Annotated in this window: 13 protein-coding genes; 4 read left to right on the top strand and 9 right to left on the bottom strand. The window is 39.5% G+C overall.

Translation table 11 applies throughout. From position 1 onward, the window contains the following. Window positions 1-35 precede the first annotated feature (35 nt). The 7 genes from QNI15_RS02030 to QNI15_RS02000 all read right to left on the bottom strand — a co-directional run bounded on the left by QNI15_RS02030 (window position 36) and on the right by QNI15_RS02000 (window position 10,284). Window positions 36-2,648 carry an ABC transporter permease gene (locus tag QNI15_RS02030; protein WP_314030267.1) on the bottom strand — a complete coding sequence of 871 codons (2,613 nt, stop codon included), beginning with the start codon at window positions 2,646-2,648 and terminating at the stop codon, window positions 36-38. After that, window positions 2,641-5,238, bottom strand: a complete 2,598-nt coding sequence (locus QNI15_RS02025) for an ABC transporter permease (RefSeq protein WP_314030266.1) — start codon at window positions 5,236-5,238, stop codon at window positions 2,641-2,643. The genes QNI15_RS02030 and QNI15_RS02025 overlap by 8 nt, the downstream gene beginning before the upstream one ends. A 29-nt stretch (window positions 5,239-5,267) precedes the next feature. After that, window positions 5,268-5,609, bottom strand: coding sequence for a PadR family transcriptional regulator (locus tag QNI15_RS02020; RefSeq protein ID WP_313975250.1), 342 nt, complete (start codon window positions 5,607-5,609; stop codon window positions 5,268-5,270). Between the two features lie 153 nt (window positions 5,610-5,762). Then, entirely contained in the window at window positions 5,763-6,398 is a 636-nt protein-coding gene (locus tag QNI15_RS02015) for a DNA-3-methyladenine glycosylase family protein (RefSeq protein WP_314030265.1), read from the bottom strand. A gap of 87 nt (window positions 6,399-6,485) precedes the next feature. Next, a complete protein-coding gene (locus QNI15_RS02010; protein WP_314030264.1) occupies window positions 6,486-8,003 on the bottom strand; it encodes a glycoside hydrolase family 32 protein in 1,518 nt (505 codons plus the stop codon). A gap of 44 nt (window positions 8,004-8,047) precedes the next feature. Beyond that, complete coding sequence (locus QNI15_RS02005; protein WP_314030263.1) at window positions 8,048-8,947, bottom strand: carbohydrate kinase family protein; 900 nt, start codon at window positions 8,945-8,947, stop codon at window positions 8,048-8,050. Window positions 8,948-8,958: 11 nt separating this feature from the next. Then, window positions 8,959-10,284 carry a sugar porter family MFS transporter gene (locus QNI15_RS02000; RefSeq protein WP_314030261.1) on the bottom strand — a complete coding sequence of 442 codons (1,326 nt, stop codon included), beginning with the start codon at window positions 10,282-10,284 and terminating at the stop codon, window positions 8,959-8,961. A gap of 246 nt (window positions 10,285-10,530) precedes the next feature. Here QNI15_RS02000 and QNI15_RS01995 point away from each other — a divergent pair, with 246 nt between their 5' ends. Then, entirely contained in the window at window positions 10,531-11,697 is a 1,167-nt protein-coding gene (locus QNI15_RS01995; RefSeq protein WP_313993611.1) for a cbb3-type cytochrome c oxidase subunit I, read from the top strand. Between the two features lie 42 nt (window positions 11,698-11,739). On the opposite strand, the gene dnaB is transcribed toward QNI15_RS01995, so the two are convergent. Both dnaB and QNI15_RS01985 read right to left on the bottom strand, forming a co-directional pair. After that, window positions 11,740-13,332, bottom strand: coding sequence for a replicative DNA helicase (dnaB, locus tag QNI15_RS01990; protein WP_313975239.1), 1,593 nt, complete (start codon window positions 13,330-13,332; stop codon window positions 11,740-11,742). 226 nt (window positions 13,333-13,558) lie between these two features. Beyond that, window positions 13,559-13,993 (bottom strand): peptidylprolyl isomerase, encoded by a 435-nt coding sequence (locus QNI15_RS01985; protein ID WP_313975238.1) that lies wholly within the window; start codon window positions 13,991-13,993, stop codon window positions 13,559-13,561. A 185-nt stretch (window positions 13,994-14,178) separates the two neighbouring features. On the opposite strand from QNI15_RS01985, the gene QNI15_RS01980 reads away from it, so the two are divergent. The 3 genes from QNI15_RS01980 to QNI15_RS01970 all read left to right on the top strand — a co-directional run bounded on the left by QNI15_RS01980 (window position 14,179) and on the right by QNI15_RS01970 (window position 15,604). Further along, window positions 14,179-14,598, top strand: coding sequence for a nuclease A inhibitor family protein (locus tag QNI15_RS01980; protein ID WP_313975237.1), 420 nt, complete (start codon window positions 14,179-14,181; stop codon window positions 14,596-14,598). Window positions 14,599-14,672: 74 nt separating this feature from the next. Next, window positions 14,673-15,194: a YfiT family bacillithiol transferase gene (locus QNI15_RS01975; RefSeq protein WP_313993609.1), complete on the top strand. Its 522-nt coding sequence runs from the start codon at window positions 14,673-14,675 to the stop codon at window positions 15,192-15,194. A gap of 11 nt (window positions 15,195-15,205) precedes the next feature. Continuing rightward, complete coding sequence (locus tag QNI15_RS01970; protein ID WP_313975233.1) at window positions 15,206-15,604, top strand: hypothetical protein; 399 nt, start codon at window positions 15,206-15,208, stop codon at window positions 15,602-15,604. The last annotated feature ends 57 nt before the right edge of the window (window positions 15,605-15,661 follow it).

Here is a 15,661-nt window from a genome sequence, read left to right as displayed (position 1 = left end):
CTCATTTTAAAAAATGTCTATATTCTACAAATAGCCTATTCTGTCCGTAAGCTTTTGATTGGATTGCGTGAGGCTGCTTTTAGGGTCTGAAAACTGATCGTGAGTAAGGTAATGAGTAAGGCTCCCGCGCCAGATGCAATGAAAACCCACCAGGCGATGCTAGTCCGATATTCGTATTGTTGTAACCAACTATTTGAGAAGTACCAACTAATAGGAACTGCAATAAGAAAGGCTACAGAAACCAGAATGACAAAATCTTTGGAAAGCAATTGCCACAGACTAAAAACAGAGGCTCCCAGTACTTTACGAATGCCTATTTCTTTGATCCGTTGTTCGGCCATGAAGGTCGCTAACCCAAATAATCCCAGACAGGACAGAAAGATGGATAAGGTTGTAAATAGGGTTGCCAGGTTAGCTATGCGTTCTTCATCTGAGAATTTGTGTGCATACTCTTCATCTACAAATGTGTAATCAAACTCGCTTCCAGGATTTATCTTTTTGAAAACAGGCTCCATTCTTTCCAAGGCTTCGTGTGCCGATAAGGAAGGTGACAGACGCACCATGATGAAATTTGACCATTTGTATTCCAGCATGTATAACATGGGCATTGTTGCCTGATAAGGGGATGTTACAATCATATCTTTTACAACTCCTGTAATGATACGATCAGGTTGACCTGGAGCGGAAATGTGCTCTCCTACAGGATGTTTCAATCCCATAAGCTTTGCTGCGGCTTCGTTGATAATCACGGAGCCTGTATCGGTTGGAAACTCTCTGGAAAAATCACGCCCTTCTTTAATCTGCCAGCCTAGGGTATTTCCATAGTCGTGGGTAACTGCAAAAGAACCCAACAGAGGGACCAGATTGGGGTCTTTGCCCTTCCAGCTAATATTTTTCTCAATGTAAGAGATGTCTGTAGTGGGATCAGATGAACGAGCCATGTCTTTTACCGCTCCTGTCTGAAGAAGCTGGCTCCGTAAAAAATTATAGGGAGTATCATAGAGCTCAGGCGTGTTCATATGAATGAGAATAAGTCCTTCCCTGTTATACCCTACAGGCCTGTTTTTAGCAAACTGGATCTGTTGGTAAACAATGATAGTTCCGATAATCAAGGTTACAGAAACCGTAAATTGAGTTACTACCAGTACTTTACGTGGCAATGTAGCCAGCCGGCCGATCTGTAAGGTTCCTTTCAATACTTTGATAGTCTCAAAAGAAGATAGATAGATAGCTGGATAACTCCCTGCTAATAGACCTGTCAGTAATGTAAAGCCTAAGATGATGGTCCAGAAGGATATACTAGCCCATGTTATGTGAATTTCTTTGTGTGCAATCTGGTTAAAGAAAGGAAGCGAAATCCATAAAAAGGCCAATGCCAGAACCAGTGCAAGGAAGGAGATGAGGATAGACTCACTGAGAAACTGCCCTATCAATTGTGTTCGAACTGATCCAATGGCTTTTCGGATGCCCACTTCCTTGGCACGTTTTTCACTACGGGCAGTGGATAAGTTCATAAAGTTGATGCAAGCCAGCAATAACACAAATACCCCAATGATACCAAACATCCAAACAAACTGAATTCTGCCACCTGCTACTTGCCCATTTTCAAACTGATTGTATAAATGCCATTGACGCATGGGATATAAAAGGATTTCTTCTTTCCCTTCTTTTATATGTGGTTGGGCAATGTGTTTGACAATGTCATTTACCGTATGAATATCTGTTCCTTCTTTTAGTTGAACAAATATCCGCCAGTTGCGATAGTCCCAATCTGCCTGAGCTTCTTTAACCCCTCCACCAAATGTGCTGACAGCTTTGTCCCAAGCCAGAAAAAGTTTGGTTTCATAGAACGTGGAATTCTTTGGTAGATCTTCAAATACGCCAGCTACCTTTACTTCTGCCATGTTATCTATTCGGATAATCTGGCCTAATGGATCTTTTTCGCCAAATAAGGCTTTTGACAGAGAGTTTGTAATTAGTACAGAAGAGGGATCTTTTAATGCACCCCGGCTTCCTTTGAGCATATGTAATCCCAACATTTCAGGGAATTCAGGTTGAGTCCATACACCTGACTGTGCTACTTTTTTATCTCCAACTGCCAGAACATGTGTATAGTTTTTCCATACAAGAGAGACATGTTCAAAATGATTGGCATATTTGGTGCGTAATTCAGTCGCTAAAGGAATCGCACCTAAATCACTGGTAGTTGATTCTCCATTGAATGTACGGGTATCCATTACCTGAGCAATGTGCTCATAATTCGAATGGTAGTTGTCATACGAAAGTTCATCATATATCCACAGTCCAATCAACATAGCGACTACCATTCCCACGGCCAGACCTCCTATATTAATAACCGAATACGTTTTGTTGCGAGTCAGATTACGCAATGCAATGGTGAGATAATTTCGTAACATGTCTGTAAGGATAGGTTTGAGTGAATCTTTGCGTTTAAAAATGGAGAGCCTTAAATAGCTTATTGTATCTCTGAAGTAAAGCCAATCTGCTTTTTGCTTACTTGTTCGTTTGATTCGTAGTTGATATCGTTCATGCAGGTCTCCCTGCACTTCCTCCCACAGATGAGGTGCACAAAACCGTTCCAGTAACCAATCTAACCACCGTGGTGGTATATGATCTTCTTTACTCATCTTTCAGGCATTGGGATGGATTGATATGCGCAGCTTTTACAGCTTGTATTCCAACCGTTAACCATGCAGTTCCAAGAGCTACTAATCCTGCTGTGATGAAATACCAGGGATGTAGACTGATTCGATAGGCAAATCCCTTTAACCAATCTGATGCAATAACGTAGCTCACAGGAAGAGCCAGTGTAATAGAGAGAAGCACTATTCTGGTAAATTCTCCAGATAAGAGATAGATAATTCCCCACTCACTGGATCCTAAAACTTTACGGATACCAATTTCTTTTCGTCTACGTTCGGCTGTAAATGTCGCCAACCCAAACAGACCCAGACAGGAAATGACAATCGCTAAGCCTGCAAAATATCTGGATAGTATAGCCACTCTTTGTTCTGCTACATATAAGGTCTGATAGTCCTGGTTGAGAAAACGGTAATCGAAGACGAACCCAGGATTGTAATTTTTGTAGAATATTGCTAGTTGTTCCAGTACTGCTTTTTCTTTGCCTGCCTGAATGTTTGCTACTATTGTTGAGTTATATTGGCGTTCAAGCCGGAAAATTGTAGGTGGAATCTTTTCATGTGGTGACTGAAAGTGAAAATCTTTTGTTACCCCCAGAATTTCCCTGCCATCTACAATTTGTCCAACAGGATTTGCCAATCCTAATCGTTTAACAAAGGTTTCATTGACGATGATCTTGGCACTGTCAGAAGGAAATGCATTTGAAAAACTTCTTCCTTCTTTGATTGTAATTCCCAATGTTTCAATCAGGTCATAGTTAATACCCAGGCTGTTATATCGAATGTTTTCTCCATTCCAGACCAGTTCTGTTGTATTGCCACCTGAGGACTGATACGAGTTAATGATATAACCCGAGAGGCTGGAAGCGTTCACAACTCCAGGAATATTTTTCAGTCTGGCGAGAAAAACTTCAGATTGGTTGGCTATTTTTCCTTCAGTTTCCAAGTAGATAATATGATCTTTGTCATATCCCAGATTGTTGTGTTGTACAAACTCTATTTGTTTATAGATAACAATGACAGATACGATAAAGATAACAGACAATGTAAATTGAAAAACTACCAATCCTTTACGTGTCCAGATCTCACTCCATGAGGTAGGTACTATCCCCTTAAGTATAGTAGTTGGCTTGAAGCCCGACAAATAAAAAGCTGGATAGCTCCCTGCAATCAAGCCTGTAAAGAACGTAATGCCTACAAATGATGCTATCATTTGTAGATCCCAGTCCAGATGTATTTGTTTTCCTGTAAGTTGGTTGAACTGGGGAAGAAGAAGCACTACCATCAACAATGCAAGCAGGAGGGAGCAGAATGCCATTAACAGCGATTCACTTAGATATTGTAGAATAAGTATAAAGCGACTGGCCCCAATGGCCTTTTTGATGCCTATCTCCTTGATTCGCCGAGAAGCTCTTGCCGTAGCCAGGTTCATGAAGTTGATACCAGCTATCAATAAAATAAACAATGCAATCAGAGAGAAAAGTTGTACATACACAATTCTGCCACCTACTTGTACTCCATTTTCATAGGTGCCATATAAATAGTTTTTCGAATAAAGTTTTAAGAAAAGAGAAATGTCTTTGGCTGTTGAGTTCCTGGTCTTCAGCAAGTGATCAAGGGTATGTTGGAACTGATCGAGGTTAGTATTTTCTTTTACTACAACATAATTATGAAAAGGACTATTGGTATTCCATGTTATTTCCTTGCCCATGCCCATAACGTTCTGAAATGCTTCAAATGGTAACAGAAAATCAAATTGTTCAGATGAGCCAGAAGGGACATCCTTAATAATGCCTGTAATGACACATGGCTTTTTCATGTTGACTACCTGCCATTCAATAGTTTTTCCAATTAAGTTGTTTGTTGTATTGAATAATCTGAGGGCTGTACTTTCAGAAAGCACAATAGCATCCGGCTGGATTAATACTTTGTCTTGCTGTCCTTGTACAAGATCATAGGAGAAAACTGAGAGAAAATCTTTGCCTACATACTTGCCAACTGCCTTAACATTTTGGTTTTCTGTTCGCAAGGTAAATTTTGGGAAAAAGTTAGGAGGTGTTACCGTAACCCCATATTCAACTTGTGGCATATCACGCACCAGAATTTCAGCAAATAGTCCTGAAGCTCCGGTTTCAATGCCTCTGGCTGTTTTTCGGTTTTCCATAATCTGGAAAAGTCGATGGTCTTTTTCATGAAATGTATCTATATGAAGTTCATTACTTATCCACAGATAGATTAACAGCGTACAGGCTATTCCCAATGATAACCCAATCAGATTGATAAAAAATGAACCCTTAAAACGCTTAAAGGTCCGATAGGCCAGAAGGAGGTTATGTTGAAACATATCAGTATAAAGAAGTTGTGTAGCATGTTTTCGTTTATAAAAAGCAGGACGCAGATAACTCACCACATCTGTAAAGTAAAACCAATAAGCTTTGTTTATTCCTTTCTGCTTAAGACGTAGTTGATATCGTTCATGCAGATCACCCTGTACTTCTTCCCACAGATGAGGTGCACAAAATCGCTCCAGTAACCAGTCTAACCAGTATGGAGGATGATTCTTTTTACCGATGATCATACTTGTTTTGTGAACATTGTGGTACTTTTTTAGGCCAGATCTATTTTAGGCAGCGCATTAGGAAGTATTCGTTGCCAGAGCCTATCCCGAACGGCTTGTACTTCATGCAGTACCCGACTGCCTGCAACTGTTACTGTAAAGAGGCGTTTGCGACGGCCACCTCGTTCAGCTGTGGCTTCACCCATTTGAGAATTGACAAGTCCTTTGTCTTCCAGACGTTGCAGTGCTGCATGAACTGCACCTGTGGTTACAGTATGTCCGGTCTGTGCTTCCAGTTCTTCTGCAATCACTACACTGTAAGCGTTAGGTGTCAGAACCGCTACTGTTAATAACACAATTTCTTCAAATTCCCCAAGATCACTTCGGCGCATAAGAAAAGAGATAATGATTGTTTTGTATTACTTCTATTTCGGTATAACAAATGGTCTGCCAAAAATAAAAGCCTCAAAAACCGATTGTTTTGAGGCTTTTATAAAAGAGTAGCGTTTAGCAACTGTCCGTAAGCGGACAGCAATTGTCCGATTTTAGACAATCTGGGTTATCGCATCCTGTGTGGGTTGAACTAGTAGTAAATACTTTTTGTCTCGGGATCGCCACAAATATTTACAAGCAAGCGTACGATTAGGCTTCCATCTTTCCGCTATCTCATGAAGACGTTTGTGTAACTCTTTCCCGGTTTCATTCACTTTATATAATTCAACCATCGATTGTCTGATTATCAGATCATCTATGGGAAATATATCCGGACGATTCATTGGAAACATCAGAAGCATCTGTACAGTCCAGCGGCCTACACCCTTAATCTGAGTAAGATGTGTAATGATCTCTTCATCTGTCAAAGACGCAAGCCGATCCATTGTGATAGGATATTGCTGGTGAAAGGTGGCTATATTACGAATATAATTTACTTTCTGACCAGATAAACCTATTGAACGAAGCTTTTCTGTATCTGTCAGAAGAACTTGTTCTGCAAGAGGGTTATTGTTCTCAAATAATCCGCAGAAACGGGCATAAATAATATCGGCTACTTTTACAGAAAGTTGTTGAGAGATAACAGATTCCAGTAATCCAACATATAAGTCTGTCTGAGAAGAAACTACAGGGGCTATGATGGTTTCGACCAGACGGGTCATAATCAAATCTTCAGCATGCCAGGACATAATAATCAGAGATAAGTTTCTTCAAATTTACTGATTTTTGCCTGAAACTTATCTCTGATATAGAAGGATATACTCTAAGTTAGTATCTTAGTTTTTGACGGGTTGTGTAACGGATGGCTTAAGCTTGGTGTATAGTAAATTTTCAATAAAGATACCTTTCGCTGATTTGATGTAAAGTTGAGACATAGGCTGTTCCGGAAAAAAGATCCCAGTCATTACGGTTAGTCCATTATCTGCAAACAGTTCTACTGAAGCAACATCTACAATTAGTGTAAGCGAGATGATCTGATCTGCTGAGAGGCGGGGAGCAGTATACCGTTTTCCAAATCCTTCTCTAAAGTTTGTTTGGCCGGAATGGGTACGATCTATATAGTATACATTACTGGCTTTCTCATATCCGATGATTACTTCATTTCCCCGATCATTAGCCAGTACAATAGAGAAGTCATTTGTATTTTGTGCTGACACATCCAGTTTAAATAATCCGGATTCGTTTTTTAGCTTACTCGTGAAAGGGCGTCCTCCTTTGATATTTTCTTTTTTGAGTGAGATGCTTTCCCCTTTCAAAACGTTTAACTCTTTTACAGGAACAGATGTTAGAAACCATTCTTTCTTTATTTGAGTAAGTCCCAATTCCCGAGGTACCGTCATTGCGCTGCGCCAAGGGCTGGTGGGTACTTTTTCTCCATATAACCAGTTACTCATCCAACCCAGAAACAGGGTTCGTTCGTTGGTATTAGCAATGGTTACACCTGCATAGTTATCTGTTCCGTAATCAATCCATTTGGTTTCTTTAGAATAGGGCTTAAACGTTTTTCCATCAAAGTCTCCTATAAAGTATTGAGTAGCGGACCCTTCGTTTGGCCCGCCAGGATTGATGCTAACCAACAATACCCAAGCTGTTTTTCCATTAGCTGTTAGTGGAAATAAATCAGGACATTCCCATACTCCGCCATGTGATCCTGCATCCTGTCCAAACTCACTTTCTTTTGTCCAGTTCTTTAAATTAGGTGAAGAGTAAAAGGTGATACGATCTTTAGTAGCAAGAGACATGATCCATTTCTGCTGAGGTTCATACCAGCGTACTTTTGGGTCACGAAAATCAGTAATACCGGGATTAGGTAGTACTGGGTTGCTTTCATATTTCTTCCAGGTTTTTCCTTCGTCTATACTATATGCCAGACTTTGGTATTGGTACTTGTCACTTTTTTGTTTTTCCAGATCAGGATTATGGTGTGTGAAAATGGCAACCAGTGGTGATACACCACTTTTACCCAAACCGCTGGTATTATCCTTGTCTACTACCACACTGCCTGAGAAGATATATCCCAGATTATCCGGATACAATGCGATGGGCTGTTCTGTCCAATGAACCAGATCTGTACTGGTAGCATGTCCCCAGTGCATAGGTCCCCAGGTAGTTCCATCCGGATAGTGTTGAAAAAACAGATGATAAGTCCCCTTATAATACACCATTCCATTTGGATCATTCATCCAATGCTTGTTAGGGGAGAAATGAAACTGTGGACGATGAGGTTCGTTCTGAGCCACAGAATAATAGACCACCTGGATCAATAAGAAAAGACAAGCCAGCCGTTTATACATATAAATAGGAGTAGGGTAGAACAAATTATAGATGTGTTCTTTAGTCAAGAAGAAAGTATCTGAGCCTTTGCTAAAAATGAGTATATATCTTCTTCAGAAAATTGTGGAGTGGCCCCTTGTTTCGTTGCCAGAAAGGCTCCTGTTGCACAAGCAAATTCAATTGTTTTCTTAGGCTCCTCATTTTGCAGCGTTTTGTAGAGAAAGGCAGCCAGAAAAGCATCACCACTACCAATGGTATCTTTTACTTCGACAATGAAGCCTGATTGCTGAAAGAATCCATCTTTGTTTAACAACGCTGCTCCCTGAGCACCTAATGTTACACAAACAGTATCAAGAGAATACCGATCTTGTAATGTCTGCATGGTAACATGTAAGTTTGTTGAGTTTCCATACCAGGCTGCCAATTCTGCCAGTTCATGCTCATTCAATTTTGCTATGTGAGCCTGATGTAATAGATCTTCTACTAATTCTCGTGTATAATGTGGTGCTCTTAAGTTTACATCAAAAACTTTATGTGGAGCTATCTTTAGTAGTGATAGAAGAGTCTCATGTGATTGCTGACTACGGGCTACAAGACTGCCATATACAAAGAAGTTACTTTGTTTTACAGTTTGTTCCATGCTTTGAGTTAACTGTATATAATCCCATGCTACAGGCTGAACAATTTTATACGTCACTTCATTCGCATCCGAAACATTGGCTTTGGCTACACCTGTAAGATGTGATTGCCCTGTTTGGACTAGTTCGGTTGGAATGCCTTTCTGCTTCAGAAAGTCTATCAATTCGTTACCCAGTTCATCATTTCCTACCCGACTTATAAGCTGAGCATTGACACCAAAATTCCGAAGGTCAGCTGCTACATTCATTGGCGCACCTCCAGGTTGTTTACTGGTGGGCAATACATCCCAGAGAATCTCTCCAAAACAAACGATTAGTGGATTCATAGTTAGAGTGATTAATGAGATATAAATGTTCTTTCAATTTGTTCCAGGCTGGTACCTTTGGTTTCTGGCATAAGTCGAAGAACAAACAATAATTGCAACACCATCATGATTGTAAAAAACAGGAATGTGTTCCCGCCTCCAAAACGTTCTGCCAGATAAGGAAATGTGAATGTAATAATAGCTGCCATAATCCAGTGCGTAAAGCTTCCCAACGCTTGTCCACTAGCCCGTACTTCATTCGGGAAAATCTCGGATATAAATACCCATATAACGGCTCCCTGTGAGAATGCAAAAAAGGCTATATACACAAACAACAGTAAAGGAACAGTTAATCCACTAAAGTCCTGGGCATAAAAAGCTCGGGCTACTAAAGCCAATGTGATGATTAAACCAACAGAACCTATTTTCATCAATGTTTTGCGTCCATATCGATCAATCAAATTCAAGGAGATCATGGTAAATACCAGATTGACTACACCCACACCTGTAGAAGATAATAAAGCAGAGTTTTTACCCAGACCTGTCATTTCAAAAATACGTGGTGCATAGTAGATGATTGCATTAATGCCTGATACCTGATTAAATACTGCAAATAACACTGCCAGCATAATAGGTGTACTATAAGAACCAGAAAAGAGCTTTGTTGTTTGAGGTTGATCTACATGTTTTTGTATGGCTATAAAAGTCTCTTCTGCCGTTTCCGGATCAATCAGTTGTAGTACTTCCCGAGCCTGAGTAGTTTGTCCTTTCGCTAAAAGTAGCCAGCGTGGGCTTTCTGGAATATTTAAGACAGCTACCAGAAAGATTATTGAAGGAAAAGCCTGAACTCCCAACATCCATCTCCAGGATTCATTGGTCATAAATTCGGCCAGAAGATAGTTAGACAGATAGGCAACCAGAATTCCTAACACAATATTGAATTGAAAAAGAGCAACCAATCTTCCTCTGGATTTAGCTGGAGAGATTTCAGTGATATACATAGGTGCAGCTACTGAAGATGCACCTACTCCTAAGCCACCCAGGAAGCGAAAGATCAAAAACATTTCCCAGTTAACAGCAAGAGCTGTTCCAATAGAAGAGATCAGATAAAGAACTGCAATCCAGAAAAGCGTTTTTTTTCGGCCTAATTGTTGAGCTGGAATACCACCTAGCATGGAGCCAATTACAGTCCCAATTAAGGCGATGGATACCGTTAGCCCATGTTCCCATACATCAAGTTGCCATAGAGATTGGAGGGATTGCTCTACGCCGGAGATAACGGCAGTATCAAAACCAAAAAGGAAGCCTCCCAAGGCTGCAGTAATAGACCAAAAGAAAATACGTTGTTTCTGATTCATGATTGGCTTAGAAAGTCAGTTAGTAGAGTTAGATGAATGACCCAACAACAGATACAGTGGTATGGATAATGAGAAGAACTTTATATATAAAATTGTCTTCTCTGTATTTATTATTGTATCATGCAAAGATAAGATATGTGAATTCTAATACAAGTCTTCTATAGACACAATAAATTTATCCATCTACCTTCCAGAAACTCATTCTTTGTCTATTTTGGCATTGTTTCTAGTATACTGATTTCATTAATGATTCAACGCTACTTTACTGCTTATATCTGGTTAGGGATTATATCTGTTCTCACAGGAATACTGGTTAATATAGGATTATACTGGAATGGTTCTCCTGAGCAATTTGTATTTATTCGGACCGATTTCCTTAATACAACTATTTTATTCTTTACTCCTTATCTGGTGGGAGTGCTTTGGTTATGGTATATACAACCTATGGTGGATATAGGACGGCAAAAAAGCTTTAGAATAATCTGGCGGGTTTGTTATAGTTTATTGGTTTTATTTTGGGGATGCAAGATCATATTACTATTCTATCCTATCAAATATGATAATGGATGGACGGTATATCCTCCTTTACATGGATTGCTTTCCAATCTGGGTTTTGCAAGATCATCTGCTCTGTCTAGATTGGAAATTGAAGTACTCTCCATGTTTTTGTTGGCTATTAGTATGGGTTTACAGTTGATTAACCTTATGAGGACCATTTTCATTCGTTGGAAGAAAGATCGATTGAATAGTATAAAATGGATCTCTTATCTATTACTTTTCCTTGCTTTTCCTACATTTATTGTAATTGTATTTCTCTCCGTTGGATTTATATTTCTTTTGTTTGCTCTAATTTTCAAAACGAGCTTTTCACTGTCGGATATTTATATTGTTAATCAGCCTGAAAACTCTTCTAACACTTCCATAGGTTTCTGGAGTTATATGACTGAATCTATTTTTAAGTATATACCCTATATAATTATCTGGATTATAACATTGGTTTGTCTTTATTCTGAAAAACGCTATAGTAAGAAGAGTGTCATCTTTGCAATTTCTGCAATCGTTGTTCTTGGGATGGATTGTGTGTTGAAGTATTTATATATAACTCTTTCATTTAAGTCTGACTATGGATGGCAGTTTTTGGTTTTCTTTGGTTTGATTGCTATTTTATATCAAATGATATCATTAAATAGGCAAAGAGTAAAAAAATCATTTGTCTATTGGCATTTAGGTATTTTCTTTCTAGGTGCAGTATATATTGTAAGTGTTTCAATTCCTGTGATGACAGATGGAATCTTCTGGAACCTTGAAAGAATTCGGATGCTATATGTGTATTTACTTTTTCTTATAGGAGAAGTTTTATTTATCTGTAATTACTATTTCAGCAACTCCTATACAAAAAAAGCCCCAGCATAGATGGCTGAGGCTTTTGAATATGACGAGTTGTTATAGATAAAATTAAAACGGAGGTTCGTCTCCCAATGATTCTGGTGGCATTTGTGGTGGCAGACTGTTTGCCTTACTACCCAGACGAATGGTGCCATTTGGCAGGTCTTCATCAAATTCATTCGGAATTATTCCAGAACTAGGCAATGACGCTAGATTAGTAAATGATTCAGCACCATCCCAGTCAGAAAACTTGGTGTATTTACCTATAAATTTCAATGGTACGTTTTCCAGTGATCCATTTCGGTGTTTGGCAATAATTACTTCACCCATGTTGGTAGTTGGATTTCCATTTTCATCCTGAGTAATACCATAGTATTCAGGACGATACAGGAAGGCCACCATATCGGCATCCTGCTCGATAGAACCTGATTCCCGTAAGTCAGAAAGTTGTGGTCGTTTATCTCCACCCCGTGTCTCAACCGCACGACTCAACTGAGAAAGAGCGATAACCGGTACGTTCAGTTCCTTCGCCAGACCTTTGAGAGCCCGGGAAATCTGAGCAACCTCCTGTTCACGGTTTCCTCCACCTTTCCCTCCGGAATCACCGCTCATTAGCTGCAAGTAGTCAATGATAATACATTGAATATCATGTTGTGCTTTCAGACGGCGACATTTGGCACGTAACTCAAGAATAGAGAGTGCCGGCGTATCATCAATATAAATAGGAGCAGCTTCAAGATTGCGAATCTTGGCATGTAGTTGTTCCCATTCATACGCAGCAAGATTTCCTTTCTTTATTTTCTCACTTTCCAGTTCTGCTTCCCCTGAAATCAGACGATTCACTAATTGAACCGCGGACATCTCCAGGGAGAAAATAGCAACTGGCATATTAAACATAACCGCTGCATTTCGTAATGCAGAAAGTACAAAGGCCGTCTTTCCCATTGCCGGACGAGCTGCCAGAATAATCAAGTCAGAACGCTGCCAGCCTGAGGTTACCCGATCCAGTGCGCTAAAGCCAGAAGGGATACCTGTCAGACCATCTTTACGGTCTTTTTTGGCTTCCAGTTCTTTAATCGCAATTTGCATCAGGTCTCGCATACCTGCTACTTTTTTACGGATATTAGATTCTGAGATTTGAAAGAGTCCCTGTTCGGCAAAGTCCATCAGATTAAAGACATCTGTAGTGTCTTCGTAGGCATGTTTCAATATTTCAGATGCCTGAGAAATCAATTCACGCTTGATCGCTTTTTCACCAATAATACGGGCATGCGCTTCAATGTTGGCAGCAGAGTTGACTCTATTGGTTAACTGGGCAATATAAGCCACCCCACCAACCATTTCAATTTTGCCCATTTCCCGAAGTTTCTCTGTCACTGTCAACAAGTCAACAGGCTCTGATTGTGCAAACAGATCCAGAATAGCTCTATAGATTTCCTGGTGGGAATCCTTATAAAAGCTATCTGGTTTCAGCATGTCAATGACTGTTGTCAGTGCATCTTTTTCCAGCATTAGGGCACCTAGTACAGCTTCTTCCAGTTCAGGAGCCTGTGGAGGTAATTTACCAAGATCAGCATCCAAAAAGCGTGGTGCTCCAAGGCGAGTATTGCGAGGACTCTCAGAAAAGGCTTTTTTCACAGGTTTTCCAGGACGTTCTAACATAGATGTAGATGAATGAGAAGATAGTATAGTGGTTTGTTATAAAATACCATCTTGGCGATATAAAACCTCCCACGGATAAGGGTGGGAGGTTTCAAACAAATTTACAATAAATTAATATAGGATGACAGAAAAAATAACTTATAAGTTAAACGTTTGATAGTTAGGGTTTTATAAGTTTGGGCAATCTTGTATAACAGCTTTTCTGTCAGAATATTGTAAAATAGATTTAGTCTTCGTTGATTACGATTTTTGTAATACGATCTCCCTGACGGATCTCGTCAATAATATCCAGACCTTCAATAACTTTACCAAAAACTGTATGGTGACGATCCAGGCCTTTGGTGTTCATACGGTTATGACAAATAAAGAATTGAGAGCCTCCAGTATCACGGCCACGATGAGCCATAGAGATCACACCACGGTCATGGTATTGATTGTTACCTGTCAGTTCGCAAGGAATACTGTAACCAGGTCCACCTGCTCCAGTACCTGTTGGGTCTCCGGTTTGTATTACAAAGTTTGGCACTACACGATGAAACAATACGCCATCATAATAACCTTGTTTTGCCAGTTTAACAAAGTTAGCAACAGTACCAGGAGCATCTTCTTCGAAGAACATGGCCTTCATTACTCCTTTGTCAGTATGAATTTCTGCAGTCATGGGAATTACATTGGTTATAATTAAATTAATTAATCTATGATTTATATAGATTCTACCTTCACGAAAAAGGGTCACAAACTTACGAATTCCGAGTGAGGGAATGGAAATAATTTTACAAAATGTTTTTATGAGTTGACTTCATCCTGAACAAATCCTATACTTGACTAAAACATTACCATTTACTTATGAACACTGGGGAAAACAGCGAAAATAGTTTGAAACAGGTATTGCTGCAGGCTGCTGAAGACCTGTATTACCCAAGCGAATCCGATGAGCCATTCGCTTACTTTGAATGGGATTTTAATGGAACCAAACCTTTGAATGAGATAGATGTGAAACGGTTTGCTCAGCAGACACGTCAAACTCCTGTTGAGATACAATCTGTAGACGATTTCTTTAAGCGTGTAACAGAAGTAAAGGAATGGTATCACGAAGAAGAAATAAAACTGGTTGATAAGTTTAAGATCCTTAAAGAAAAGATTATTTCAAATCTTAGCAATGTACAGGTATATAAGCTGGGCCGTAAGGAGATAGAAGCCTATATTGTAGGCAAAACTCCAACCGGTAAATGGGCTGGTTTGTCTACAAAGCTTACAGAGACCTAAGAGATAAGAATACATATTGATTCTTTAACATGGTACTTCTTGAATTACAAAACATCTTAACACTAAAACAACACATGGATTTAGAAAAGCTAAAATATCCTATTGGAAAATTTGATCATTTTAAGTCAGTATCCTTTACAAACGTACCGGAAGGGATTCAGATCATCGAATCATTTCCTGTGAAATTGTCTGAATTAGTAAACAAACTTACTCCTGAGCAATTACAAACACCTTATAGACCTGATGGTTGGACTGCCTTGCAGGTAGTACACCATCTGGCGGATAGCCATAGTAATGCATTAATACGCTTTAAGCTTGCATTAACAGAAGAAAACCCTGTCATAAAGCCTTACCATGAAAATCTTTGGGCAGAGCTTGCGGATGGTAAAACAACACCTGTAGAGGTGTCCTTGCAATGGATATCTGCCCTGCATAAACGATGGGCTATTTTGCTGCGTTCTATGACAGAGTCCGATTTTGAACGGACATATTTTCATCCTGAAAGCAAAAGGACGTATCCATTAAAACAGGTAGTGTCACTATATGTCTGGCATTGTAACCATCATTATGGACATATTGAATCTGTATTAAAATAAACCTGTTCGAAGTGTATAATCTCTTGGTAGGTTGGCTGGATTTTTGTGACATACTAGGAGATAACATTTGTTCTATTTTATCGGGTAAGCCTTTGATTCTGATACACGTTCCTTTTCTGTGGGTGCATGGAATGGCCCTTTTTCCATTTGTGTTGATAAAATACAAACATTATGCTTCAAATGAACGCCTGCTGAATCACGAACAGATTCACCTACGTCAGCAGCTGGAGTTGGGAATTATTCCATTTTACATCTGGTATCTGCTTGAGTATGCTTGGCTTCGTGTTAAGGGGATGAAACACAAAGAGGCTTACTATAATATAAGCTTTGAGAAAGAGGCTTATGACAGACAGTATGATCTGGATTATCTGCTTTATCGGCCTTTGTGGAATTTTAGAAAGTATCTATAAAAAAAAAGAACTGCTCATTGCTGGGCAGTTCCGGATTTTAACGGCTTGAATACAAAC

Source organism: Xanthocytophaga flava (assembly GCF_030068545.1).
GTDB lineage: Bacteria > Bacteroidota > Bacteroidia > Cytophagales > 172606-1 > Xanthocytophaga > Xanthocytophaga flava.
Note: the sequence above shows the minus strand (reverse complement) of the source record. Positions and strands in the feature narration are given on the sequence as shown.